A 24,790-nucleotide genomic window follows, 5' to 3' on the forward strand; every position below is an offset into this window, starting at 1 on the left:
GCAGCAGCGCACCCAGCGCCGAAGCACCGTCGGCGTTCCGCTTGAACCAGATGTTCGGGAAACCCAGGAAACGGTGCCAGGCCACACCCATGTTGGTGTTCAGGCCGACCACGATCATCCAGATCATCGAGACGCTGATCTTGATCATGGCGGTGACGTAGATGACGTTCTGCAGGGTGCCGAGCGAGAGCCCGTCGAAGGCCAGCACCAGGGGGTACGAGGCGAAGTACGCGGCCTCGTAGCCGTCCACGTGGTGGATCGCGCCTTCGAGGCCGCGCAGGGTCAGGATCACCAGGCCGATGGTGAGGATGACGTACTCGACGAAGTACGCCTGCCGGGACTTCGAGCCCGCGAAGCGGGACTTGCGGCCCGGGCGGGACGGCAGGTTGAGGAGCCGGATCGCCATCAGGACGAGGATGCCCACGACGGTCATCAGGCCGATGAACTCGGTGTAGAACTCGAAGGGCAGCCACTCCCCGACGAGCGGCAGCAGGTAGTCCGCCTGGAAGAGCTGCCCGTACGCCTGGGCCAGCGTGGGCGGCAGCGTCAGGAAGCCGATGGCGACGAACCAGTGCGCGAATCCGACGATGCCCCAGCGGTTCATCCGGCTGTGGCCGAGGAATTCCCTGGTCAGGGTGATGGTGCGGGCCTTGGGGCTGTCCGTGCGGCTGCCCGCCGGGACGGGCTGGCCGATCTTGACGAACCGGTAGATCTGGGCCACGGCTCGGGTGAACAGCGCGACGCCGACCACGGTCAGGACCAGCGACACGATGATCGCGGCGAGTTGCATGGGCTGGCTCCTCGAGCGGGGCTTACTAATCGGTAACTTATGAGTTCAAGGCTTGAGGTTACCCATTCCCGACGCCGCAATGTAGCTGAGCATGCGGTGATCTGTGTCGCTCAGGCATGCCTTTGCCGATAGGCCGCCCGTGGGGTCTGCGCCAGGATCGCGAGGTCCATCCCGAGCCAGTGGTTCTCCACATAATGCCGGTCCAGCAGGGCCATCTCCTCCCACGGTAGGTCCGAGCGCGAGCTGACCTGCCACAGCCCGGTCATCCCGGGGCGTACGAGGAGCCGCTCCGGCCGGTCCGTACGGGCCCCCGGACAGGGTCCGACCAGCGACATCTCGCCCCGCACCACGTTGAGCAGCTGGGGCAGGCCGTCGAGGGCGCAGCGTTCCACGGCGGCCCCGGTCCGCCCGGCGCCGTCCGTGCGGAAGCGGTAGGTCCGGAACGGCCGGCCGGCCAGTCCGGCGGCCTGCTTCCGTACGAGGACCCGGCCGCCCCCGGCCACGTACAGCAGTGCGGCGACCAGCAGGAGCGGCGCCGCGCACAGGGCGAGCAGGGTCAGCGAGGCGAGGAGGTCGAGCACCCGCTTGGCCGGAGGCCGTTGCCCTGGCCGGGTGGGGAGGGTCAGCAGAGGCATGCCAGCACGGTGCCGCATGCCCCCGGCGGTCCCCGGGTGCCGCGCGGCCGTGGTGACCCGTTCGGGTGCGGCCTCGCGCTGCAGGCCCGCCCCCGGGATCCCGCCTCGACCCCCGCGTCTCACGTGCCGGTGGGGACTGGATCGGCGGATCATGAGCGTAAGCGCAACCTAAAGGTTGAGCCGACTCGACTCAGCTCTGTTGACGGGGGAGCGGAGGTGCGGCATCCTTGAGCCTGTTCCACTCAAGTCAGCTGGAGGAATCGAAATGGCACGTGCGGTCGGCATCGACCTGGGCACCACTAACTCCGTCGTCAGCGTTCTGGAAGGCGGAGAGCCCACCGTCATCACCAACGCCGAAGGCGCCAGGACCACGCCGTCCGTCGTCGCCTTCGCCAAGAACGGCGAGGTCCTCGTCGGCGAGGTGGCCAAGCGCCAGGCGGTCACGAACGTGGACCGGACCATCCGCTCGGTGAAGCGCCACATGGGCACCGACTGGAAGATCAACCTGGACGGCAAGGACTTCAACCCGCAGCAGATGAGCGCCTTCATCCTGCAGAAGCTGAAGCGCGACGCCGAGGCCTACCTGGGCGAGAAGGTCACGGACGCGGTCATCACCGTCCCGGCCTACTTCAACGACTCCGAGCGCCAGGCGACGAAGGAGGCCGGCGAGATCGCCGGTCTGAACGTCCTGCGCATCGTCAACGAGCCGACGGCCGCCGCCCTGGCCTACGGTCTCGACAAGGACGACCAGACCATTCTCGTCTTCGACCTCGGTGGCGGCACCTTCGACGTGTCGCTGCTGGAGATCGGCGAGGGCGTCGTCGAGGTCAAGGCCACCAACGGTGACAACCACCTCGGTGGCGACGACTGGGACCAGCGCGTCGTCGACTACCTGGTGAAGCAGTTCCAGAACGGCCACGGCGTCGACCTGTCCAAGGACAAGATGGCGCTCCAGCGTCTGCGCGAGGCGGCCGAGAAGGCGAAGATCGAGCTCTCCTCCTCCACGGAGACCACGATCAACCTGCCGTACATCACGGCCTCCGCCGAGGGCCCGCTGCACCTGGACGAGAAGCTCACGCGCGCCCAGTTCCAGCAGCTCACCGCGGACCTGCTCGACCGCTGCAAGGCCCCGTTCCACAACGTCATCAAGGACGCGCGCATCCAGCTGTCCGAGATCGACCACGTGGTCCTGGTCGGCGGCTCGACCCGCATGCCGGCCGTCGCGGAACTCGTCAAGGAGCTGACCGGCGGCCAGGACGCCAACAAGGGCGTCAACCCGGACGAGGTCGTCGCCATCGGCGCCACCCTCCAGGCCGGTGTCCTCAAGGGTGAGGTCAAGGACGTCCTGCTCCTCGACGTGACCCCGCTGTCCCTCGGTATCGAGACCAAGGGCGGCATCATGACCAAGCTCATCGAGCGCAACACCACGATCCCGACCAAGCGGTCCGAGATCTTCACCACGGCCGAGGACAACCAGCCGTCCGTGCAGATCCAGGTCTACCAGGGCGAGCGCGAGATCGCGGCGTACAACAAGAAGCTCGGCATGTTCGAGCTGACCGGCCTGCCGCCGGCCCCGCGTGGCGTCCCGCAGATCGAGGTCTCCTTCGACATCGACGCGAACGGCATCATGCACGTGACCGCGAAGGACCTCGGCACGGGCAAGGAGCAGAAGATGACCGTCACCGGCGGCTCTTCGCTCGGCAAGGACGAGGTCGACCGCATGCGCCAGGAGGCGGAGCAGTACGCGGACGAGGACCTGCGCCGCAAGGAGGCCGCCGAGTCCCGCAACCAGGGCGAGCAGCTCGTCTACCAGACGGAGAAGTTCGTCAAGGACAACGAGGACAAGGTCCCGGCCGAGGTCCGCACCGAGGTCGAGGCGGCCGTCTCGGAGCTCCAGGAGAAGCTCAAGGGCGAGGACACCGCCGAGATCCGCACCGCGACGGAGAAGCTCGCCGCGGTCAGCCAGAAGCTGGGCCAGGCGATCTACGCCGACGCGCAGGCCGCCCAGGGCGCCGCTGCCGGTGACGCGGGTCAGGGCCAGCCCAAGGCCGACGACGACGTCGTCGACGCCGAGATCGTCGACGACGAGAAGCCGAAGGGTGGCGCTGCCTGATGTCGGAGGAGACCCCGGGCTTCGAGGAGAAGCCCGACGTCCCCACCGGCGCCACGCCCGACGACGCCGCTGAGCCGAAGGCCGCCGATTCCTCCCAGGAGGGGGAGGCGGCCCCGGCCGGGGACTCCGCAGCCACTGAAGCCATCGGCCAGGAGACGGCTCTGCTGGCGCAGCTGGACCAGGCCCGCACCGCGCTCAGCGAGCGCACCGCGGACCTCCAGCGGCTCCAGGCGGAGTACCAGAACTACCGCCGCCGGGTGGAGCGCGACCGGGTCACCGTCAAGGAGATCGCCGTCGCGTCCCTGCTGAGCGAACTGCTTCCGACTCTGGACGACATCGGCCGGGCGCGGGAGCATGGCGAGCTGGTGGGCGGTTTCAAGTCGGTGGCCGAATCCCTGGAGACGGTCGCCGCCAAGATGGGCCTGCAGCAGTTCGGCAAGGAGGGCGAGCCCTTCGACCCGACGATCCACGAGGCCCTGATGCACTCGTACGCGCCGGACGTCACCGAGACGACCTGCGTGGCGATCCTGCAGCCGGGGTACCGGATCGGCGAGCGTACGATCCGCCCCGCGCGGGTCGCGGTGGCCGAGCCCCAGCCGGGCACGGCCCCCAAGTCCGAGTCCGCGGAAGGCGAAACGCCGTCGGACAAGGACGCGGATGCCCCCGACAAGGGCTGACGCACCCCACGTAGAGGCACGGGAGGAGGGACACCGGGGATGAGCACGAAGGACTTCGTCGAGAAGGACTACTACAAGGTCCTCGGTGTCCCGAAGGACGCCACCGAGGCCGAGATCAAGAAGGCGTACCGCAAGCTCGCCCGCGAGTTCCACCCGGACGCCAACAAGGGCGACGCCTCCGCCGAGGAGCGCTTCAAGGAGATCTCCGAGGCGAACGACGTCATCGGCGACCCGAAGCGGCGCAAGGAGTACGACGAGGCCCGCGCCCTGTTCGGCAACGGGGGCTTCCGCCCCGGGCCGGGCGGGGGCGGCGGGTCCTTCAACTTCGACCTGGGCGACCTCTTCGGCGGCACCCAGCAGGGCGGCCCGGCCGGCGGCTTCGGCGGCGGTCTGGGCGACGTCTTCGGCGGCCTGTTCAACCGCGGCGCTGCCGGCGGCCCGGGTACCCGGGCCCAGCCGCGCCGCGGCCAGGACGTCGAGTCGGAGGTCACCCTCTCCTTCACGGAGGCGGTGGACGGGGCCACGGTCCCGCTCCGGATGTCCTCACAGGCGCCCTGCAAGGCCTGTTCGGGCACCGGCGACAAGAACGGCACCCCCCGGGTGTGCCCGACCTGCGTCGGCACCGGCCAGGTCTCGCGGGGCAGCGGCGGCGGATTCTCGCTGACCGATCCCTGTGCCGACTGCAAGGGCCGCGGCCTGATCGCGGAGACCCCCTGCGACGTCTGCAAGGGCAGCGGCCGGGCGCGCAGCTCCCGCACCATGCAGGTCCGGATCCCGGCGGGCGTCTCCAACGGCCAGCGGATCCGGCTGCGCGGCAAGGGTGCGCCGGGCGAGCGCGGCGGTCCGGCCGGTGACCTCTACGTCGTGGTGCACGTGGATCCGCACCCGGTGTTCGGGCGCAAGGACGACAACCTCACGGTGACCGTTCCGGTGACCTTCGCGGAGGCGGCGCTGGGCGCCGAGATCAAGGTCCCGACCCTGAACGGCCCCTCGGTGACGCTGAAGCTCCCGCCGGGCACGCCCGGCGGCCGGACCATGCGGGCCCGCGGCAAGGGCGCGGTCCGCAAGGACGGCACCCGCGGCGACCTGCTGGTGACGGTCGAGGTGACCGTCCCCGCGGAGCTGTCGGACAAGGCCCGCGAGGCGCTGGAGATGTACCGCGAGGCGACGGAGTCGGAAGACCCGCGCTCCGCGCTGTTCGAGTCCGCGAAGGGAGCATGAGATGGACGGCCGCCGCAACCAGCCCCGTTTCGGCAACGGGGCTTACCAACTCACCGACGAGACCCCGGTCTACGTGATCTCGGTGGCCGCCCAGCTCTCGGGTCTGCACCCGCAGACCCTCCGCCAGTACGACCGCCTCGGCCTGGTCTCCCCGGACCGTACGGCCGGGCGCGGCCGGCGGTACTCGGCCCGTGACATCGAGCTGCTCCGCACGGTGCAGGCGCTGTCCCAGGACGAGGGCATCAACCTGGCGGGCATCAAGCGGATCATCGAACTGGAGAACCAGGTCGCCGCGCTCCAGCAGCGCGTCGCCGAACTCTCCGCGGCGGTGGACGGTGCGGCCGCCACCCTTCGGGCCCGAGAGGCCCAGGTGCACGCGTCGTACCGGCGGGACCTGGTCCCGTACGCGCCGCCGCAGCCGGGCAATGCGCTGGTCGTCTGGCGTCCCAAGCGCCCGATGGACTGAACCGCCCCGCAGAACGCGAGAAGGCCCCGCCCGGCACGTCCGGGCGGGGCCTTTCGCGGTGCGCGGACGGCCTCCGGGCGGCCTCCCGGTGCGCGGGCGGGTTCTCGGTCGGCCGCGGTGCGCGGGGCGCTCAGAGGTGCCGTTCCGGGGCCGGGTCCGAAGGGCGGCCGAGGATGCCGGACTGGGCGATGAGGTAGCCGAGCTGGGCGCGGCTGCCGCTGCCCAGGGTGGTGGCGAGCTTGGCGATGTGGGCCCGGCAGGTGCGCACGTTCATGCCGAGGCGGCGGGCGATGGCCTCGTCGACGTGGCCCTCGATGAGGAGCTGCGCGATGCTGCGCTGCACGCCCGAGATGCCGCCCGGGGTGCTGCGGTAGGTCACTTCCTCCTGGAGGGGCACGGCGCGGTGCCACAGCTGCTCGAACACCTTGATGAGGTAGTCGACCAGCCCGGGGTGGCGCAGTTCCAGCGCCACCCGGCGGTCGTCGCTCGCCGGGATGAAGGCCACGGTGCGGTCGAAGATGATGAGGCGCTCGATCAGCTCCTCCAGGGTGCGGATCTCCACCTTGCCCATGGAGATCCGGTCCACGTAGGCGAGGGTGCCCTGGCTGTGGCGCGCCGTGTGCTGGTAGAGGGTCCGTATGCTGACGCCGCGGTCGATCAGCGGCTCGTCCCGTTCCAGGGCCTGGGTGAGGGCGACCGAGGGGCGGGCCCCTCCTGGCTGGACCGTCAGGACCTCGGTGTGGCACTCGGCCGTCGCGAGGTTCAGGGCGGCGTTGATCCGTTCGAAACCTTCCAGCACCGTGATGGCGTGGGTGTTGGCCGGGTTCTGCGCACTGATGGCCAGGAACGGCTCGAAAGTATCGGTGAGATCTACAGCGCTGCGCCGGCGGTCCTGGATCTCGCGTTCAATCGGATGCAGCCGTTGGGCCAATGCGACGGATGGGGGAACCGGACGCAGTTGGTTCGCGTCATCCGGGTCGGGCTGCAGAAGAGCGAATTCAAGCAGGCAGGGGGCATTCTGGATCTCCCCCCGGGCGATCCTGCCGGTGCTCAGTGCTGCCGCGTACAGCCGCGTCCCCTCGTCACACATGGACGTGACGGGGTGGGGATGTGTCGGTTTTGTGTCGGTTCGCGTCAAATCTCCACCCCCCAGGGTCCTGAACATGCAAGAACATGATGCATCGTCCCTGTGGCATTGACGTGCCTGAATGAGCCATCGTCTGACACGCGGGGGAGAGGATTCCATCAAGTGAGGACGAAGCCGACCATGTACAAGAGAATGCTTCGCTCGGTGCTTGCCATAGTTTTCTCCGCCGTTGCGGTTTTTTGGGCAGTCAGCGCCGTCGAAAGTGACGCGGGGAGCGCTAGGCACAATCAGGGCACCGATGTGACGGGCAGTGCCGCCGACACCGGCTGGACCGTCGGGCCCACCAAGTACGCCGACACCGGCTGGACCAGTGCCCCGCTCAGGGGCCAGTCCGACGACACCGGCTGGACCAGTGCCCCACAGGGCGGCAATTCCGACGACACCGGCTGGACGACGGCGCCCGCGACGGTGTCCGCGTGACCCCCGACGACCGCGGCTTCCGCCGCGAAATGGCCTCCGCCTACCGGTCCGGCTGGCAGTTCATCGACCTCGCCACGGCCATCCCCCACCCGGGCGACTCCCTGATGGTCACCCTGTTCGGCCAGCCGATCATCGTGGTGCGCGAGGAGGACGAGGACGTACGTGCCTACCGGTGCCTGCGCCGCCCGCGGGGCGCGCCGCAGCCCGTCCGCTGCGAGGTGCGCTACGGAATGGTCTTCGTCAATCTCGATCAGCGGGACCACCAGCTCTTCGAACCCGATATCACCACCGCCACCCCCCGCAGTGCCTGAAGCGATTCCCCCCGTCGTCGCAGATCGCTCAGGTGCTTCCCCCACACAACGGCGCCATCGTGGACCTGACCACGATGGCGCCGTTGTGATGTCCGCGTCCAGTAGCCGAACCGGGCGGGATGAAAGCTGAACCGTTTTCGGCCCCGCGGGGCCGGGGACGGCTGCCCCGGCCGCCTCAGGCGCGGCCCATCGCCCGGTCCAGGGTGATCTCCACGACCACCCGGTCCGGATTGGGCGAAGGCATGCGCCCGTACCGCTCCGCGTAGCGCGCCACCGCATCGGCGACCGACGCCTCGTCCGTACGGACCACCGCGCGCCCCTCCAGGGTGGCCCAGCGGCGCCCCTCCATCTGGCAGACCGCGACCCGGGCCCCGCCCGGCTGCGCGGCCTGCGCCGCCAGGACGTTGCGGACCTTCTTGCTGTGCTTGTTGCTGATCACCCGGGCCAGTCCGGTCTCCGGGTCGTACGTCACGCCCACCGGCACCACGTGGGGCGTGCCGTCCGGGCGGGGGGTGGTCAGTGTGCAGACGTGCCGCTCCCGCCAGAAGGCGAGGTACTCGGGCGTCGGGTTGAGTACGTCAGGGGACATGGCCCCGAGGGTACGGCCGGCCGCGCCCGGACCGGGACCGGGTCCGGCCCCAGGACCGCCTTGAGTGGAATAGACTCAACTTTGCATACGCTGACCATGTCAGAGTTCTGTCCCCCCTCCGGAGAGGAGAAGTCACCTGTGGATGCCGAGCTGACCAACAAGAGCCGGGACGCGCTGAACGCAGCCACCAGCCGGGCCGTCAAGGACGGCCACGCGGACCTGACCCCCGCGCACCTGCTGCTGGCCCTGCTCGCCGGCGAGGACAACGAGAACGTCACCGACCTGCTGGTGGCCGCCGACTCCGACCAGGCCGCCGTCCGCGCGGGCGCCGAGCGGCTGCTCGCGGGGCTGCCCAGCGTCACCGGCTCCACCGTGGCGCCCCCGCAGCCCACCCGGGAGCTGCTCGCCGTCCTCGCCGAGGCGGACGGACAGGCCGGGAAGCTCGGCGACGAGTACCTCTCCACCGAACACCTGCTCATCGCCCTCGCCGCCAAGGGCGGCGCGGCCGGCGAGCTCCTTTCCGCACAGGGCGCGACGGCGAAGAAGCTGCTGGCCGCCTTCGAGAACGCACGAGGAGGACGGCGGGTGACCACCCCCGACCCCGAGGGCCAGTACAAGGCCCTGGAGAAGTTCGGCACGGACTTCACGGCAGCCGCCCGCGAGGGCAAGCTCGACCCGGTCATCGGCCGCGACCAGGAGATCCGGCGCGTCGTGCAGGTGCTGTCGCGCCGTACGAAGAACAACCCGGTGCTCATCGGTGAGCCCGGCGTCGGCAAGACGGCCGTCGTCGAGGGCCTGGCCCAGCGCATCGTCAAGGGCGACGTCCCCGAGTCCCTGAAGAACAAGCGCCTGGTCTCCCTGGACCTCGGCGCGATGGTGGCCGGCGCGAAGTACCGCGGCGAGTTCGAGGAGCGGCTGAAGACCGTCCTCGCCGAGATCAAGTCGAGCGACGGCCAGATCATCACCTTCATCGACGAACTGCACACGGTCGTCGGCGCGGGCGCCGGCGGCGACTCGGCCATGGACGCGGGCAACATGCTCAAGCCCATGCTCGCCCGCGGCGAGCTGCGCATGGTCGGCGCGACCACCCTCGACGAGTACCGCGAGCGCATCGAGAAGGACCCGGCGCTGGAGCGGCGCTTCCAGCAGGTGCTGGTCGCCGAGCCGTCCGTGGAGGACACCATCGCGATCCTGCGCGGACTCAAGGGCCGCTACGAGGCCCACCACAAGGTCGTCATCAACGACAGCGCGCTGGTCGCGGCCGCGACCCTCTCCGACCGGTACATCACCTCCCGCTTCCTGCCCGACAAGGCCATCGACCTGGTCGACGAGGCGGCGTCGCGACTGCGCATGGAGATCGACTCCTCCCCCCTGGAGATCGACGAGCTGCAGCGCGCGGCGGACCGGCTGCGGATGGAGGAGCTGGCACTGCGCAACGAGTCCGACCCGGCCTCGCTGGAACGCCTGGAGAAGATCCGCAAGGACCTCGCGGACAAGGAGGAGGACCTGCGGGGCCTCACCGCCCGCTGGGAGAAGGAGAAGCAGTCCCTCAACCGGGTGGGCGAGCTCAAGGAGCGCCTGGACGACCTGCGCGGCCAGGCCGAGCGCGCACAGCGCGACGGGGACTTCGACTCCGCGTCCAAGCTGCTGTACGGGGAGATCCCGACCCTGGAGCGCGAGCTGGCGGAGGCCACGGAGGCCGAGGCGGAGGCCTCCAAGGGGACGATGGTCAAGGACGAGGTCGGGCCGGACGACATCGCCGACGTGGTCGGCGCCTGGACCGGCATCCCGGCGGGCCGGCTGCTGGAGGGCGAGACGCAGAAGCTGCTCCGGATGGAGGAGGAGCTGGGCCGCCGCCTGATCGGCCAGGGCGAGGCCGTGCGGGCCGTGTCGGACGCCGTGCGCCGCACCCGCGCCGGCATCGCCGACCCCGACCGTCCGACCGGCTCCTTCCTCTTCCTCGGCCCGACGGGCGTGGGCAAGACGGAGCTGGCCAAGGCGCTCGCGGACTTCCTCTTCGACGACGAGCGGGCCATGGTCCGCATCGACATGTCCGAGTACGGCGAGAAGCACAGCGTGGCCCGGCTGGTCGGCGCCCCGCCCGGGTACGTGGGCTACGAGGAGGGCGGCCAGCTCACCGAGGCCGTGCGCCGGCGCCCGTACAGCGTGGTCCTGCTCGACGAGGTGGAGAAGGCCCATCCCGAGGTCTTCGACGTCCTGCTCCAGGTCCTGGACGACGGGCGGCTCACCGACGGCCAGGGCCGGACCGTGGACTTCCGCAACGCCATCCTGGTCCTGACCTCGAACCTGGGCAGCCAGTTCCTGGTCGACCCCACCACCCCGGCGGAGCAGAAGAAACAGCAGGTCCTGGACGTGGTCAGGGCCTCCTTCAAGCCGGAGTTCCTCAACCGGCTGGACGACCTGGTGGTCTTCTCGGCCCTGTCCCGGGACGAGCTGGCGCACATCGCGGAGCTCCAGATCGCGCGGCTCGCCAAGCGCCTCGCCGACCGGCGCCTGACCCTGGACGTCACGCCGGAGGCCCTGGCCTGGCTGGCGGACAAGGGCAACGACCCGGCGTACGGCGCCCGCCCGCTGCGGCGCCTGATCCAGACGGCGATCGGCGACCGGCTGGCCAGGGAGATCCTCTCCGGCGGCGTCAAGGACGGCGACACCGTACGGGTGGACGTGGCCGGCGAGGACCTGCTGGTCGGCAAGGCGGTCTGAGGCCCCGGGCGGACCCCGGTGTCCGCCCGGAGCGGATCGGGCGTCCGGGGGTGGACACGGGGTAGGCGCGATGGGGGAGGATGAAGGTATCCGCACGAAGGGAAGTACACGGTGAGCATCGACCCGGCCTCGATTCCGAACTTCGGAGGGCAGCAGCCCGATCCGCAGGCCACAGGACCGGCGGGCCCCGTCGTCCCCGACCAGGACCTGGTCAAGCAGCTGCTGGATCAGATGGAGCTCAAGTACGTCGTCGACGACGAGGGCGACCTCGCGGCGCCGTGGGAGGAGTTCCGCACGTACTTCATGTTCCGCGGCGAGGACGAGCAGCAGGTCTTCTCCGTGCGGACCTTCTACGACCGTCCGCACAAGATCGACGAGAAGCCCCAGCTCCTCGAGTCGATCGACGACTGGAACCGCCGCACCCTGTGGCCGAAGGTCTACAGCCACACCCACGACGACGGCTCGGTCCGCCTGATCGGTGAGGCGCAGATGCTGATCGGCACCGGCGTCAGCCTGGAGCACTTCGTGTCCTCCACGGTCAGCTGGGTCCGCGCGTCCATCGAGTTCGACAAGTGGCTCGTCGAGCAGCTCGGCCTGGAGAAGGACATCGACTCCACGGGCGGCGACGAGACCGACGGGGACGCGAACTGACGGACGCCCCCGTCACAGCGGTACGCGCGCCACGAGCAGCAGGTACAGCCCGTAGCCGTACGAGAGCCCGGCCAGCCCCGCGGTCACCACGACCGCGGTGCGCGGCCGGGCTCTGGCCATGGCGGCGGCCAGCGGCAGCAGCAGCGGGAACGCCGGCAGCAGGAACCGCGGCTTCGACTCGAAGAACCCGGCCCCGCCGAGCGCCATCACCAGCAGGACCCCGGTGTACACGAGCAGCGGCAGCGCGGTGCGGTCGAGCACCAGCAGGGCCGCAAGCAGCCCGGCCGCGGCGAGCAGGACGACCGTCACGGTCGTGGCGAGCGGCACGTGCCCGCCGGTCAGGACCCGTTCCGCGGTGCGCAGCGCCCCGGCGCCGAAGTCGAAGCGCGAGCCCCAGCGCCGCTGCACGGTGAAGTACCCGCCGAGCGGATCCCGCCCCCGCACTCCGACGCTGAGCACGTACGCCGCCCAGCCCGCGGGCGCCAGCAGTGCCGCCGCCCACACCTCGGGTGCCCGGGCCCGGCGGACGACCAGCGCGTGCACGGCCACGGCGCACACGGCGGCCGCGACGGCGATCCCGGTCGGCCGGGTCAGTCCGGCGAGCGCCGCCAGGCCCGCGGCCCACAGCCAGCGGCCGCGCAGCAGGGCGTGGAGCGACCAGGCGGCGAGCGCGGCCAGCAGCGCCTCGGTGTAGGCGAGGGTCAGCACCACGGCGTGCGGCAGGGCCGCCCAGAGCCCCACGAGCAGCACCCCGGCACGCGGCCCGAGCAGCCGCTCCCCGATCCGGTACACCCCGACGGCGGCCACGGCGGCCGACACCCAGGCGACGAGCAGCCCGGCGGGCACCGTGCCGCCGGGCAGCACGGCGGAGACGAGCCGCACGAGCACCGGGTAGAGCGGGAAGAAGGCGTGGTCGCTCTGCACGGCCCCGGTGCCGGTCAGCGGGTCGGGCGACATCACGGTGCGCCCGTACCCGTCGGCGGCGATCCCGAGGTACCAGGCGGAGTCCCAGGACCGGCCGAGGACCCGCAGCGGATCCCGCCCGGCCCACCAGGAGCCGGCGGTGACCACGAGGACCCCGGCGCCCCGCACGGCGGCGAACACCCCGAGCGCGACCACCGCAGCGGGGGCGGCCGCTCGTACCGCCCGGAGCTCCGGCGGCAGCGCTGAGGCAGGGGTTCTGCTGCCCGTAGCCATGTGTCCCGACTCTCCCGATCTGCATCTGCACACCCAGCGGGCGACGGGAGCTCCGGGCCCTTGCGCGGCGGCCAGCTTCACACCGCTTCACGTCCCCCGCAAGGACTCCCCGGTATCCGGGCCGTGAACCGCAGGGGCGCCGGGCCCGGTGGCCCGCCTCGGAGGCGGCCCTCAGGCGCGTGAGTTCAGGAGGTGAGGCGTCGAAGGCGGCTGACGGCCTCGGCGAGGACGTCGTCCCTCTTGCAGAAGGTGAAGCGGACCTGGCTGCGCCCGGCGGCGGGGTCGTCGTAGAAGACGGAGTTGGGGATGGCAGCGACGCCGCAGCGTTCGGGGAGGGCGCGGCAGAAGGCCTGGCCGTCCGTCTCGCCGAAGGGGGTGATGTCGGTGGTGATGAAGTACGTGCCCTGGGGCTGGTAGACCTCGAACCCGGCCGCCCGCAGGCCGTCGCCGAGCAGGTCGCGCTTGCGCTGCAGGTCGGCGCAGAAGCTGTCGAAGTACGAGTCCGGCAGGCGGAGCGCCTCGGCGATCGCGTACTGGAACGGGCCCGCGCTCACGTAGGTCAGGTATTGCTTGGCCGTCCGGACGGCGGTCACGAGTTCCTGGGTGCCGGTCACCCAGCCGACCTTCCAGCCGGTGAAGGAGTAGGTCTTGCCGGCCGAGGAGATGGTGACCGTGCGCCCGCGCATGCCGGGCAGGCCCGCCAGGGGGGTGTGGGAGCCTTCGAAGACCAGGTGCTCGTACACCTCGTCCGTGACGACCAGCAGGTCGCGCTCCACCGCCAGCTCGGCGACGGCCGCCAGCTCGGCCGGGGTGAGGACGGTGCCCGTCGGGTTGTGCGGGGTGTTCAGCAGGAGCAGGCGGGTGCGCGGGGTGACCGCGGCGCGCAGCTCGTCCAGGTCGAGGACGAAGGCCCCGGCGTGCGGACGCAGGGTGACGGGGACCCGTACGGCCCCGGCCATGGCGATGCAGGCCGCGTACGAGTCGTAGAACGGTTCGAGGGCGATGACCTCGTCACCCGGTTCCAGCAGGGCGAGCAGGGAGGCGGCGATGGCCTCCGTGGCGCCCGCCGTGACCAGGACCTCCGTGTCGGGGTCGTAGGACAGGCCGTAGAAGCGCTGCTGGTGTGCGGCGATCGCGGTGCGCAGCTCGGGGACGCCGGGGCCGGGCGGGTACTGGTTGCCGAGGCCCGTGAGGACCGCGCGGGAGGCCGCCTCGGCGATCTCGCGCGGGCCGTCGGTGTCGGGGAAGCCCTGGCCGAGGTTGATCGACCCGGTACGGGCGGCCAGCATCGACATCTCCGCGAAGATCGTGGTGCCGAAGGCCGCCAGCCGGCGGTTCAGGAAGGGGCGGTTGCTGCTCACGGGTGCGGTCATGGGCGTCATCCTGCGGGCAACCTCTGGACTTGCTCAAGTGTGCTTTGGCCCGTGTGGCCTGCGGGCATCCCCCGGTCACGCGGGACGAGGGGATCCCGCTCCCCGGGAAGACCGGGGTGGCAGAGAGGGGGCGGACATGGGGTTCGTCTTCGTTGTGATCGGGTTCCTGATCGTCGTCGCCGTCGTCGTGGTCGTGGCGGTCCGCACCGCGGGCGGCAGGTCGTCGTCCGGGTCGAGGGGGTGGTCGGGCGACGGTTCCGCCGGCTGTGCGGGCGGGTCGTCGTCCTGCGGCTCCTCCTCGTCCTGCGGGGGCGGGGGTTGCGGCGGTTCCAGCTGACACGGGGCTGCGGGGAAGGGGGTGCCCGGCGGCTTGACTTCCGCCGGGCGTCTTCTTGTTCTCCCATGCATCACGACGCGCGGGACGCAACTCGTTGAACACGTGAACTGGGTAGCCCCCGGGGGGATGTAAACCACGTCAAGTTGGGTAAAAGCGCTGTGAGTGCCGTGCCTTTCATGATTCCCTCGGTTGAGTAGACCAGTCCCCGGACCTCCCGGGACTTCCTGTGGACCCGTGCCGGTGTCCCCCCACCCGTTGACTACCGCTGGCGGGCCCCGGCCCATCTCCCTCGCGCGTTTGCGGAGCCGACTCATGCTCACGACCCTCCAGACCACCTACACCGACACGCGTGCCGCCGACCTCGCCTGGGCTCTGGGGCGGGACCGGCTGCCCGCCCTGGCCGTACTGAACCTCGAACTGGTGGGCGCAAAAGTGGAGTTGCGCCTGCTCGGGGCCTCCCACCAGGTGCTCCTGGAGGAGGGGGAGGTGCTCTGCTCGGAGACGGTCGCCTGCATGCCCGGCAGCAGTACGCCGCTGCCGCTCGGCGTGGCCAAGCGGGTGGGTGACTGGGAGTACGAGTTCGCCGCGCGGGTCGAGACCCTGTCCCGCGGCTCCTTCGCGGGGCGGGCGCAGGAACTGCTCGCGCTGGTCGCCGACCACCCGAACGGACTAGCGGGCACCTTCCCGGGCAGTCCGCACGCCTTCACCGCCATGCTGGCCCAGCGCTACGAAGGCCAGGTGCGCTGGCGGACCTGGCACGCGTATCCGCAGGAAGGGCAGCTCGTGGCCACCAGGACGCGGGTCGGGGTGCGCGTCGGTGCCACCGCCGGGACGGCCGCGGAGGCCCCCGCGCTGCTGTGAAACCCGCCGGCCCGGCGCCGGGGCGGCCCCGGGTGCGGCGACCGGCTCCCCATTACGCCAACTGGCTGGAACAGTGGGTGACTTGCACCCATGTGGGTGACCGGGTCGAGGTGGGCGGTGACGTACGGTTCGCTTCATGATCGACCGTTCCGTCCCGCGCCGGGTGCTTCCGGCTCCGGAGCCGAGGGACGCGGCGGCCGTCCCGGCCGCCCTGCCCGTACGGCCCCGGACCGGCCGACTCCTCGTCCTGGCCACCGTCTTCGTCTGCGCCGCCTGCGGGCTCGTGTACGAACTGGAGCTGCTCGCCCTGGGCTCCTATCTCATCGGCGATTCCGTCACCCAGGCGTCGGTCGTGCTGTCCGTCATGGTCTTCGCCATGGGCGTCGGCTCCCTCCTCGCCAAACGCCTCCGCAAGCGCCCCGCCTTCGGCTTCGGCATGATCGAGGCCGGCCTCGCCCTGCTCGGCGGACTCTCCGCCACCGCGCTGTACGCGAGCTTCGCCTGGCTGGGCGAGTCCCGGCCCGCGCTCGTCGCCTTCTCCTTCGCCATCGGGGTGCTCATCGGCGCGGAGATCCCCCTGCTGATGGTCCTCATCCAGCGCATCCGCAGACAGGACGCGGGCGGGGCCGTCGCCGACCTGTTCGCCGCGGACTACGTCGGAGCCCTGGTCGGCGGCCTCGCCTTCCCCTTCCTGCTGCTCCCGCTGCTCGGGCAGCTCACCGGCGCCATGTTCACCGGCACCGTCAACGCGGTCGCCGGAGCGGGGCTGGTGCTGTGGCTGTTCCGCCGCGACCTGAGCCGCCGCTGCCGCTGGACGCTGATCGCCGCCAACGTGACCGTCCTGGCCGTACTCGCCTCCGCGACCGTCCTCGCCGACGACTTCGAACGGCTCGCCCGGCGCGCCGTGTACGGCGGGGAGGTGCGGGTCGCCGTCCGGACGGGGGTGCAGGAGCTGGTGCTCACCGGCCCCCGCACCGGTTCCCCGCGCTCCCTCGACCTGTACCTCGACGGGCGGCTGCGGGTCAGCGGCTACGACGAGTACCGCTACCACGAGGCCCTGGTGCACCCCGCGATGACCGGCCCGCACCGCCGCGTCCTGGTCCTCGGCGGCGGCGACGGGCTCGCCGCCCGCGAGGTGCTCCGCTACCGCGACGTCGCCTCCGTCACCGTCGTCGAGCTCGACCCCGGAGTGGTCCGCCTCGCGCGCACCGACCCGATGCTCTCCGTGCTCAACGCCGGGGCCTACGAGGATCCGCGCCTGGAGGTCGTCACCCAGGACGCCTTCGGCTGGCTGCGCGGCGCGGCCGCCCGGGACCGGTTCGACGTGATCGTCTCCGACCTCCCCGACCCCGGCATCACCTCCAGCACCAAGCTGTACTCGCAGGAGTTCTACGGGCTCGCCGCGCGGGCCCTGAGCCTTGGCGGCCGGATCGCGGTGCACGCCGGGCCGCTGGCCACGCGGCTGCGCACGTACTGGACGGTGGACTCCACCCTCCGCGCCGCGGGCCTGCTGACTGCCCCCTACAGTGCGGGCGGCCGCCTCTCGGGCTTCGCCGCCGGCCCCGACCGCACCCCGTTCGGCATGGCCTCCGCGCCGCCGCAGGACTGGGGCCTGGTGCTGGCCGCCCGCGACCAGGTCCCCCAGTTGCGCGTGGACGGTGACACACCGCCGCTCAGCTGCCTGTCGACCCGCTCCCTGGAGGACGCCGCACGGGACGCGGAACGGACCCGGATGCCCGGACTGCCGCCGTCGACCCTGCCGCACCCGAGGTATTCGTGACCGGGTGTCGGTGCCGCACCGGGGACGGGACGGAGTCCGCTCGGTAGGCTCGACCACATGGAGCATCAGGTGTTCGTCCCGGTACCGGCCGACGACCTCCGCGCCGTGCTGCGCGACCCCGACCGGGTGGCCCGCTGCGTGCCGGGTCTCCAGCAGGACGCCGACACCGGCTCCGGCCCGCTCTCGGGCCGGCTGAAGGTCAGGGTCGGCGGGCACACCGTGACCTACCGGGGGTCCCTGTCCCTGACCGAACAGGAGCCCGGCCGGTTCGCCCTCGAGGGCGAGGGGACGGAGGTGCGGGGCAACGGGGCCGTCAAGCTCTCCGTCGTGCTCCGGCTGACCCCGGCGACGGGCGGCACCCGGCTGGACTTCACCACCGGCGGCGCGGCCGACGGACGCGCCGTGGCCTTCACCCCGCAGGCCACGACCACCGCCGTGCGGCGGCTGCTGGACCGGGCCGCCGAACAGCTCGCCGCGCTGGCGGCCGCGCCCGCCACGGCGGCGGCGGAGCCGGCCGGGCCCGAGGAGAGCGACCCGGTGGCGGACGCCGAGGCGGCCGAAGCCGCCGGGGCCACCGGGCGGGACTCCGACGACTCCGGGGACGAGGCCACCGAGGTCACCGCGTCCGTGTTCGACACCGACGTGCCGCCGCCCTCCCTCGACCCTTTCCTGGAGTCGGAGTTCACCGATCTGGGCGACCTGGGGGCCGTGCGGCCCCCGGCCGAGGCCGCCCACGCCCGGCGCACCATGATCGGCCGCAGCGCCGAGGAGGTGGACCACGCGCCCCCCCGCGGCCGGTACGCCCCCGTTCCCGCGCCCGCGGCCACCACCGCGGCGGACAGCCTGCGGTGGATCGCCCCGGCCGCCGCCCTCGCCGTCGCCTCGGCCGTGGTGCTGGGACGGGCGCTGCGCCGTCGCCGCTGAGCCCCGCCCGGTCCCGCGCCCCGGGCTGATCCGTCCTGATCGACGGGACACCCCCTAGGGTCGACCGTATGACTACGCAACTGACCGCCGGCGGCGCCGAGGTGACCGTCGACCAGGAGAACGGCTGCCGGATCAGCAGTCTGCGCATCGACGGGACGGAGCTGTTGCGCCAGGGCCCGAGGTACGGGGCCTTCCCGATGGTCCCGTGGTGCGGGCGCACGGCGAACGGCCGGTTCCGGGACGGGGCGACCGAGCACCAGATGCCGCTCAACCACCCGCCCCACGCCCTCCACGGCTTCGGGCGCGAGGCGGCCTGGCGCCCGGCCGGGGCCACGGCGAACGGGGCGGTCTTCACCTACGACCTCGCCGACCCCTGGCCGTACCCGGGACGGGTCACCCAGGTCTTCGAGCTGAGCGAGAACGCGCTGACCCTGACCATGGGCGTCGAGACGTACGGGGACTCCTTCCCGGCCCAGGCGGGCTGGCACCCCTGGTTCCGGCGCAGCCTCGATCCCGGCGGCGAGGAGGTGAAGGTGGCCTTCGACGCCGCCTGGCAGGAGGAGCGCGGCGCCGACCACATCCCCACCGGCCGCCGCATCGAGCCCCTGCCGGGCCCGTGGGACGACTGCTTCGGCATGCCGGACGGCGTGGACGTCACCCTGACCTGGCCCGGCGCCCTGGAGCTGCGGGTCACCAGCCGCGCCGAATGGGTGGTCGTCTACGACGAGGAGCCCGAGGCCGTCTGCGTGGAGCCCCAGTCGGGACCGCCGAACGGACTGAACACCCTGCCCCGCCTGGTCACCCCGGTCGACCCGCTGGAGGTCTCCAGCACCTGGACCTGGCGGCGGCTCGGATAAGGCCCCGCAGGGGTGTCCGGGGGCCGGAGTCGCCCGGTCCGATCCACCGGACACCCCCTAAGCTCGGGGGCATGAGTGACGTACGCGATGCGCTTCTGCAGCAGATCAAGGACAAGGCCGTCGTGCACGGCAAGGTGACCCTCTCCTCCGGCCGTGAGGCCGACTACTACATCGACCTCCGCAGGATCACCCTCGACGGCGAGGCGGCCCCCCTGGTCGGCCAGGTCATGCTCGACCTCACCGCCGATCTCGACTTCGACTGCGTCGGGGGTCTGACCCTGGGCGCCGACCCGGTCGCCACCTCGATGCTGCACGCCTCCGCCGCGCGCGGCGAGCGCCTCGACGCCTTCGTCGTCCGCAAGGCGCAGAAGGCCCACGGCATGCAGCGGCGCATCGAGGGCACCGACGTGCGGGGCAAGCGCTGCCTGGTCGTCGAGGACACCTCGACCACCGGCGGGTCCCCGCTGACCGCCGTGGAGGCGGTCCGTGAGGCGGGTGGCGAGGTCGTCGCCGTCGCCACGATCGTGGACCGCGGGGCGGCCGGGGCCATCGCCGAGGCGGGCCTGCCCTACCTCACCGGCTACCGCCTCGAGGACCTCGGCCTCTCCTAGGCGGCCGGACCGGGTGGGTGCGCCCGGCCCGTGCGCACCTGGTGACCAAGGTCCCCCGGGGGCGCGGACCCAGTCCTGACCTGCCCGTTTCCTGGGCGTCGGGATGTTTCACGTGAAACATCCCGACGCGATCCGGCCTTACCGGTGACGGGAGGGGTGGAGTGTCGCGCGGAGTCTGGAAAGATAGGCGCGACGATGACGTCGCCCCCAGGTCAGGGCCCGCAATAAGCACACTCCCGCACATCCAAGGAGCGGACATGCCCATCGCAACCCCCGAGGTCTACAACGAGATGCTCGACCGGGCGAAGGCAGGTAAGTTCGCCTACCCGGCCATCAACGTGACCTCCTCCCAGACCCTGCACGCTGCCCTGCGCGGCTTCGCGGAGGCCGAGAGCGACGGCATCATCCAGATTTCCACCGGCGGTGCGGAGTTCCTGGGTGGCCAGTACAACAAGGACATGGTCACCGGCGCCGTCGCCCTGGCCGAGTTCGCGCACGTCGTGGCCGCCAAGTACGACATCACGGTCGCCCTGCACACGGACCACTGCCCCAAGGACAAGCTGGACGGTTACGTACGTCCGCTCCTGGACATCTCGGCCGAGCGTGTGGGCCGCGGTCTGAACCCGCTCTTCCAGTCGCACATGTGGGACGGCTCCGCCGAGACCCTGGCCGACAACCTGGCCATCGGCCAGGAGCTGCTCGCCAAGGCCGCCGCCGCGAAGATCATCCTTGAGGTCGAGATCACCCCGACCGGCGGCGAGGAGGACGGCGTCAGCCACGAGATCAACGACGAGCTGTACACCACCGTCGAGGACGCGATCCGTACCGCCGAGGCCCTGGGCCTGGGCGAGAAGGGCCGCTACCTGCTGGCCGCCTCCTTCGGCAACGTCCACGGCGTCTACAAGCCGGGCAACGTCGTCCTGCGCCCCGAGCTCCTCAAGGACCTCCAGGCCGGTGTCGCCGAGAAGTTCGGCAAGGTCTCCCCGTTCGACTTCGTCTTCCACGGCGGGTCGGGCTCCACGGCCGAGGAGATCGCCACCGCGCTGGAGAACGGCGTCGTGAAGATGAACCTCGACACCGACACCCAGTACGCCTTCACCCGCCCGGTCGTGGACCACATGTTCCGCAACTACGACGCGGTGCTGAAGGTCGACGGAGAGGTCGGCACCAAGTCCAAGTACGACCCCCGCACCTGGGGCAAGGCGGCCGAGGCCGGCATGGCCGCGCGCGTCACCGAGGCGTGCGCGAACCTGCGCTCGACCGGTACGAAGCTGAAGTAGTCAGCCGGGCGCGTCCCCGCAGGGCCCGGTCCCCGTCCCACGACGGCGGACCGGGCCCTGCGGCCTTTCCCGCATGCAGTCGTCGTGGCTCCCGCCCCGGCGAGGGTGCCGGGGCGCCCTCCGGCAGGTCCCGCGATACCCCAGACTGGGTGCATGTCCATTCACCAGAACCTGCTCGGGGGCCCCGCCCCCACCCATCTGCCCGACGAGCCGGGCCGCGAGGCGCTCGCCGCGGGCACCCCCGCCGCCGAGGTGGCCGCCGCGCACCCCACCTCCTCGCTCGCCTGGGCCACGCTCGCCGACGAGGCCTTCGCGGGCGGACGCACCGTCGAGTCCTACGCCTACGCGCGCACCGGCTACCACCGCGGTCTGGACGCGCTGCGCCGCGCCGGCTGGAAGGGGCACGGCCCGGTGCCGTGGGAGCACGAGCCGAACCGCGGTTTCCTGCGCGCCCTGCACGCCCTGGCCCGCGCTGCCGGGGCCATCGGCGAGAAGGAGGAGTACGAGCGCTGCTCGACCTTCCTGCGCGACTCGTCCGAGACCGCCGCGGACGCGCTGAACGCCTGAGCCGCCCGGCGGGGGGTGCGCGGCCGGTATGTGACCTGCCCCACTCCCCGCTGGAGCGCCGGCGCACCGGGGTCCTATGATGCGGGCAGGGGACCGGGGCTCCACTCACCTCACCGGAAGGAGCGGACCGCTACCCGGAAGCACGTGTCGAGGAGACAGCGATGTCGCACGCCCTTGATGCCTCCGGAGACGGTTCGGCCACCCCGAACCTCGACTTCGCCGGCACCACCCCGTACGAGGACTACGTCCAGGCGGACGTCCTCACCCACCTCCAGCAGCTGCGCTCGGACGACCCGGGCGAGATGGTCTTCCTGGTCACGACCCAGGTCATGGAGCTGTGGTTCACCGTCATCGTCCACGAGTGGGAGACCGCCGCCCGCGCACTGCGCGAGGACCGCATCCCGGTGGCGATGGACGCGCTGAAACGATCCCTCCGTGAACTGGAGGCCCTCAACGCCTCCTGGCGCCCGCTGGCGCAGCTCACCCCCGGACAGTTCAACTCCTACCGCGCCGCCCTCGGCGAGGGGTCCGGGTTCCAGTCGGCCATGTACCGGCGGATGGAGTTCCTGCTCGGCGACAAGTCGGCCTCCATGCTGGTCCCGCACCGCGGCGCCCCGCGCGTCCACGCGGAACTGGAGAAGGCCCTCCACGAGCCCAGCCTCTACGACGAGGTCCTGCGCCTGCTCGCGCGCCGCGGCCTCGCGGTCCCGGCCGCCGTCCTGGACCGCGACCTCGCCCAGCGCTACGAGCCCTCCCCGGAGGTCGAGGCCGTCTGGACGGCCCTGTACGCCGACCCGGACGCCGAGGCCGACCTGCACCGCCTCGGCGAGGTCCTCACGGACGTCGCCGAGCTCGTCTGGCGCTGGCGCAACGACCACCTGGTGGCCACCCGCCGTGCGATGGGCGCGAAGACCGGCACCGGAGGCTCCGCCGGGGTGGCGTGGCTGGAGAAGCGCGCGACGAAGAACGTCTTCCCGGAGCTCTGGACGGCGCGCAGCCATGTCTGAGTCGACCGCGATACCCGACCTGGCGGCGCGCGCCGCCGCGCTCGACGCCGCCGACGAGCTCGGCAAGCTCCGCGAGCGCTTCACCCTGCCCGACGGCGTCGTCTACCTGGACGGCAACTCCCTCGGCGCACTCCCGGCCGGCGTCGCCGCCGCCACCGCCGACGTGGTCACGCGCCAGTGGGGCGAGCTGCTCATCCGCTCCTGGGACGAGAGCGAGTGGTGGACCGCCCCCGAGCGGATCGGCGACAAGATCGCCCCGCTGCTCGGCGCGGCCCCCGGCCAGGTGGTGGTCGGCGACTCCACCAGCGTCAACCTGTTCAAGGCCCTGGTCGGCGCCGCCCGGCTGGCCGGGCCCGGCCGTACCCGGCTGCTGGTCGACGCCGCCACCTTCCCGACCGACGGCTACATCGCCCGCTCGGCGGCCCGGATGACCGGCCTGACGGCGGTTCCCACCGATCCGGCGGACGTCCTCGCGGCCCTCGGCCCGGACACGGCCGTCGTGCTCCTGAACCACGTCGACTACCGCACCGGCCGCCTCCACGACCTGCCGGGCCTCACCGCCGCCGCCCGCGCGGCGGGCGCCGTGATCGTCTGGGACCTCTGCCACTCGGCGGGGGCACTGCCCGTCGGACTCGACGCGCACGCCGTGGACCTGGCGGTCGGCTGCACGTACAAGTACCTGAACGGCGGACCCGGCTCCCCGGCGTACCTGTACATCGCCGAACGCCACCAGGCGGCCTTCGACTCCCCCCTGCCGGGGTGGAACGGCCACGCCGACCCCTTCGCCATGACCCCGGACTACCACCCGGCCGACGGGGCGCGGCGGGGCCGGGTCGGCACCCCCGACATCCTGTCCATGCTGGCCCTGGAGGCGGCACTCGACGCCTGGGACGGGGTCCGGGTCGAGGCGGTGCGGGCCAAGTCGCTCGCCCTGACCGACTTCTTCCTCGACTGCGTGGCGGCGTACGTCCCGCAGGGCCTCGTCGAGTCGGTCACCCCGGCCGAGCACGCCCGGCGCGGCAGCCAGGTCTCGCTGCGCACGGAGAACGCCCGCGAGGTCATGCGGGAGCTGATCTCCCGCGGTGTCGTCGGCGACTTCCGGGCACCTGACGTCCTGCGCTTCGGCTTCACCCCGCTGTACGTCGGATTCGCCGACGCGGAGCGTGCCGCGCGCACCCTGGGTCACGTTTTCGGGTGACCCGGTAGCGAAACGTCACATCACCGGGCGGGCGGGGCTGAGGCTCCGCCCGCTCCGGTATATCCGGGGGCTCGCACGGAACGGCCCGTTCCGGACTGATACGGTCCCGCTCTGCTGAAACACCGGAACATCTGCCCCCGCTGTCCCACGCGTTACCGAGAGGTTGAGCCGATGACGGACCCCGCCGCAGTGGAACGGGACGCCGCCGAGGCCGCATCGGCCTTCTCCCATCCGGCCGTCGCCCCGGACGCGAGCGCCGCCTACGGAGAACACCCCGACCAGCTCGTCGACTTCTACGCCCCGTGCGGCGAAACCCCGGGGCAGGCGCCCCTGGTGGTGCTCCTGCACGGCGGCGCCTGGCGGGCCCCGTACGACCGGCAGCACGCCACCCCGCTGGCCGGATTCCTGGCGCGGCAAGGTTTTGCCGTCGCCAACGTCGAGTACCGGCGCGGCAGTTCGCTCCCGCACCAGGACGCCGGGGGGCCGGTCGCCGGGCGCTGGCCGGAGACCCTGGACGACGTCGCCGCCGCGCTGGACGCGCTGCCCGAGCTGGCCGCCTCGGTACTGCCGCAGGCCGACGTCCGACGCCTCGTCGTGACCGGCCACTCGGCCGGCGGCCAGCTCGCGCTGTGGGCGGCCGCCCGGCACGTGCTCCCGTACGGCTCCCCGTGGCGGCTGGCCTCCCCGCCTCCGCTGCGCGGCGTCGTGGCGCTGGCCCCCATCGCGGACTTCGCGGTGGCCCAGGAACTGGACGTCTGCGGGGGCGCCTGCGAACAGCTGCTGGGCGGGGCCGCGCACTGGCAGGACCGGCTCCCGTACGCGGACCCGGCGGCCCTGCTCCCGACGGGCATCGCCACCGCGGTGGTGCACGGCCGCGAGGACATCGTGGTCCCGCCGCGGGTGGCGGAGTCGTACGTGGCCGCAGCCGCCAAGGCGGGGGAGACGGTCGGCCTGACGCTGCTGGACGGGGTGGGGCACTTCCCCCTCATCGACCCGGCGGCGGACGCGTGCGCGGTGGTCGCGGAGGAGATCGCGCAGCTCGCCTGGTAGCCGC

23 protein-coding genes and 1 pseudogene are annotated in these 24,790 nt (G+C 71.9%); 18 read left to right on the forward strand and 6 right to left on the reverse strand.

Going from position 1 to position 24,790, the window contains the following annotated elements:
• Positions 1-790, reverse strand: a pseudogene (locus ACFWUZ_RS25050) (Fe-S oxidoreductase); the annotation flags it as partial.
• A gap of 110 nt (positions 791-900) precedes the next feature.
• Positions 901-1,425: a sugar transferase gene (locus ACFWUZ_RS25055; RefSeq protein ID WP_384377009.1), complete on the reverse strand. Its 525-nt coding sequence runs from the start codon at positions 1,423-1,425 to the stop codon at positions 901-903.
• A gap of 265 nt (positions 1,426-1,690) precedes the next feature.
• Here ACFWUZ_RS25055 and dnaK point away from each other — a divergent pair, with 265 nt between their 5' ends.
• The 4 genes from dnaK to ACFWUZ_RS25075 are packed head-to-tail and all read left to right on the forward strand — an operon-like array spanning position 1,691 to position 5,902.
• On the forward strand, positions 1,691-3,538 hold the full coding sequence (dnaK, locus tag ACFWUZ_RS25060; RefSeq protein ID WP_384377012.1) for a molecular chaperone DnaK: 1,848 nt from the start codon (positions 1,691-1,693) through the stop codon (positions 3,536-3,538).
• Entirely contained in the window at positions 3,538-4,215 is a 678-nt protein-coding gene (gene grpE, locus ACFWUZ_RS25065) for a nucleotide exchange factor GrpE (RefSeq protein ID WP_384377015.1), read from the forward strand. Before dnaK ends, grpE begins: the two co-directional genes overlap by 1 nt.
• Positions 4,216-4,254: 39 nt before the next feature.
• Complete coding sequence (gene dnaJ / locus ACFWUZ_RS25070; protein WP_384377018.1) at positions 4,255-5,436, forward strand: molecular chaperone DnaJ; 1,182 nt, start codon at positions 4,255-4,257, stop codon at positions 5,434-5,436.
• 1 nt (position 5,437) lies between these two features.
• Positions 5,438-5,902 carry a heat shock protein transcriptional repressor HspR gene (locus ACFWUZ_RS25075; protein WP_384377021.1) on the forward strand — a complete coding sequence of 155 codons (465 nt, stop codon included), beginning with the start codon at positions 5,438-5,440 and terminating at the stop codon, positions 5,900-5,902.
• A 130-nt stretch (positions 5,903-6,032) separates the two neighbouring features.
• Here the strand turns inward: ACFWUZ_RS25075 and ACFWUZ_RS25080 are convergent, their stop codons facing one another.
• A complete protein-coding gene (locus ACFWUZ_RS25080; RefSeq protein ID WP_384377024.1) occupies positions 6,033-7,067 on the reverse strand; it encodes a helix-turn-helix transcriptional regulator in 1,035 nt (344 codons plus the stop codon).
• Between the two features lie 222 nt (positions 7,068-7,289).
• On the opposite strand from ACFWUZ_RS25080, the gene ACFWUZ_RS25085 reads away from it, so the two are divergent.
• Both ACFWUZ_RS25085 and ACFWUZ_RS25090 read left to right on the forward strand, forming a co-directional pair.
• On the forward strand, positions 7,290-7,469 hold the full coding sequence (locus ACFWUZ_RS25085) for a hypothetical protein (protein ID WP_384377027.1): 180 nt from the start codon (positions 7,290-7,292) through the stop codon (positions 7,467-7,469).
• Positions 7,470-7,498: 29 nt separating this feature from the next.
• On the forward strand, positions 7,499-7,780 hold the full coding sequence (locus ACFWUZ_RS25090; protein ID WP_384377330.1) for a (2Fe-2S)-binding protein: 282 nt from the start codon (positions 7,499-7,501) through the stop codon (positions 7,778-7,780).
• A 175-nt stretch (positions 7,781-7,955) separates the two neighbouring features.
• On the opposite strand, the gene ACFWUZ_RS25095 is transcribed toward ACFWUZ_RS25090, so the two are convergent.
• A complete protein-coding gene (locus tag ACFWUZ_RS25095) occupies positions 7,956-8,369 on the reverse strand; it encodes a pyridoxamine 5'-phosphate oxidase family protein (RefSeq protein WP_384377030.1) in 414 nt (137 codons plus the stop codon).
• A 138-nt stretch (positions 8,370-8,507) separates the two neighbouring features.
• On the opposite strand from ACFWUZ_RS25095, the gene clpB reads away from it, so the two are divergent.
• Positions 8,508-11,093: an ATP-dependent chaperone ClpB gene (clpB, locus tag ACFWUZ_RS25100; protein ID WP_384377033.1), complete on the forward strand. Its 2,586-nt coding sequence runs from the start codon at positions 8,508-8,510 to the stop codon at positions 11,091-11,093.
• A gap of 111 nt (positions 11,094-11,204) precedes the next feature.
• Positions 11,205-11,744 carry a YbjN domain-containing protein gene (locus ACFWUZ_RS25105; protein ID WP_384377036.1) on the forward strand — a complete coding sequence of 180 codons (540 nt, stop codon included), beginning with the start codon at positions 11,205-11,207 and terminating at the stop codon, positions 11,742-11,744.
• Between the two features lie 12 nt (positions 11,745-11,756).
• On the opposite strand, the gene ACFWUZ_RS25110 is transcribed toward ACFWUZ_RS25105, so the two are convergent.
• On the reverse strand, positions 11,757-12,941 hold the full coding sequence (locus ACFWUZ_RS25110) for a glycosyltransferase family 39 protein (protein WP_384377039.1): 1,185 nt from the start codon (positions 12,939-12,941) through the stop codon (positions 11,757-11,759).
• Positions 12,942-13,126: 185 nt separating this feature from the next.
• Complete coding sequence (locus ACFWUZ_RS25115) at positions 13,127-14,323, reverse strand: pyridoxal phosphate-dependent aminotransferase (protein WP_384377041.1); 1,197 nt, start codon at positions 14,321-14,323, stop codon at positions 13,127-13,129.
• Between the two features lie 640 nt (positions 14,324-14,963).
• Here ACFWUZ_RS25115 and ACFWUZ_RS25120 point away from each other — a divergent pair.
• From ACFWUZ_RS25120 to ACFWUZ_RS25165, 10 genes are all read left to right on the forward strand, one after another.
• A complete protein-coding gene (locus tag ACFWUZ_RS25120; RefSeq protein WP_384377044.1) occupies positions 14,964-15,512 on the forward strand; it encodes a DUF2617 family protein in 549 nt (182 codons plus the stop codon).
• A gap of 136 nt (positions 15,513-15,648) precedes the next feature.
• Positions 15,649-17,292 (forward strand): polyamine aminopropyltransferase, encoded by a 1,644-nt coding sequence (locus ACFWUZ_RS25125; protein WP_384377046.1) that lies wholly within the window; start codon positions 15,649-15,651, stop codon positions 17,290-17,292.
• Positions 17,293-17,349: 57 nt separating this feature from the next.
• Positions 17,350-18,216 carry an SRPBCC domain-containing protein gene (locus ACFWUZ_RS25130; protein ID WP_384377049.1) on the forward strand — a complete coding sequence of 289 codons (867 nt, stop codon included), beginning with the start codon at positions 17,350-17,352 and terminating at the stop codon, positions 18,214-18,216.
• Between the two features lie 68 nt (positions 18,217-18,284).
• Positions 18,285-19,073 carry an aldose 1-epimerase gene (locus tag ACFWUZ_RS25135; protein WP_384377052.1) on the forward strand — a complete coding sequence of 263 codons (789 nt, stop codon included), beginning with the start codon at positions 18,285-18,287 and terminating at the stop codon, positions 19,071-19,073.
• 71 nt (positions 19,074-19,144) lie between these two features.
• Positions 19,145-19,684, forward strand: coding sequence for an orotate phosphoribosyltransferase (gene pyrE, locus ACFWUZ_RS25140; protein WP_384377055.1), 540 nt, complete (start codon positions 19,145-19,147; stop codon positions 19,682-19,684).
• Positions 19,685-19,941: 257 nt separating this feature from the next.
• On the forward strand, positions 19,942-20,964 hold the full coding sequence (fbaA, locus tag ACFWUZ_RS25145; protein ID WP_384377058.1) for a class II fructose-bisphosphate aldolase: 1,023 nt from the start codon (positions 19,942-19,944) through the stop codon (positions 20,962-20,964).
• 153 nt (positions 20,965-21,117) lie between these two features.
• Positions 21,118-21,531 carry a DUF3151 domain-containing protein gene (locus ACFWUZ_RS25150; RefSeq protein WP_384377061.1) on the forward strand — a complete coding sequence of 138 codons (414 nt, stop codon included), beginning with the start codon at positions 21,118-21,120 and terminating at the stop codon, positions 21,529-21,531.
• A 161-nt stretch (positions 21,532-21,692) separates the two neighbouring features.
• A complete protein-coding gene (locus ACFWUZ_RS25155; RefSeq protein WP_384377064.1) occupies positions 21,693-22,538 on the forward strand; it encodes a tryptophan 2,3-dioxygenase family protein in 846 nt (281 codons plus the stop codon).
• Entirely contained in the window at positions 22,531-23,736 is a 1,206-nt protein-coding gene (kynU, locus tag ACFWUZ_RS25160; RefSeq protein ID WP_384377067.1) for a kynureninase, read from the forward strand. The genes ACFWUZ_RS25155 and kynU overlap by 8 nt, the downstream gene beginning before the upstream one ends.
• A gap of 171 nt (positions 23,737-23,907) precedes the next feature.
• Positions 23,908-24,786, forward strand: a complete 879-nt coding sequence (locus ACFWUZ_RS25165) for an alpha/beta hydrolase family protein (protein ID WP_384377070.1) — start codon at positions 23,908-23,910, stop codon at positions 24,784-24,786.
• The last annotated feature ends 4 nt before the right edge of the window (positions 24,787-24,790 follow it).

The organism is Streptomyces sp. NPDC058646 (assembly GCF_042716875.1).
Taxonomy (GTDB): domain Bacteria; phylum Actinomycetota; class Actinomycetes; order Streptomycetales; family Streptomycetaceae; genus Streptomyces.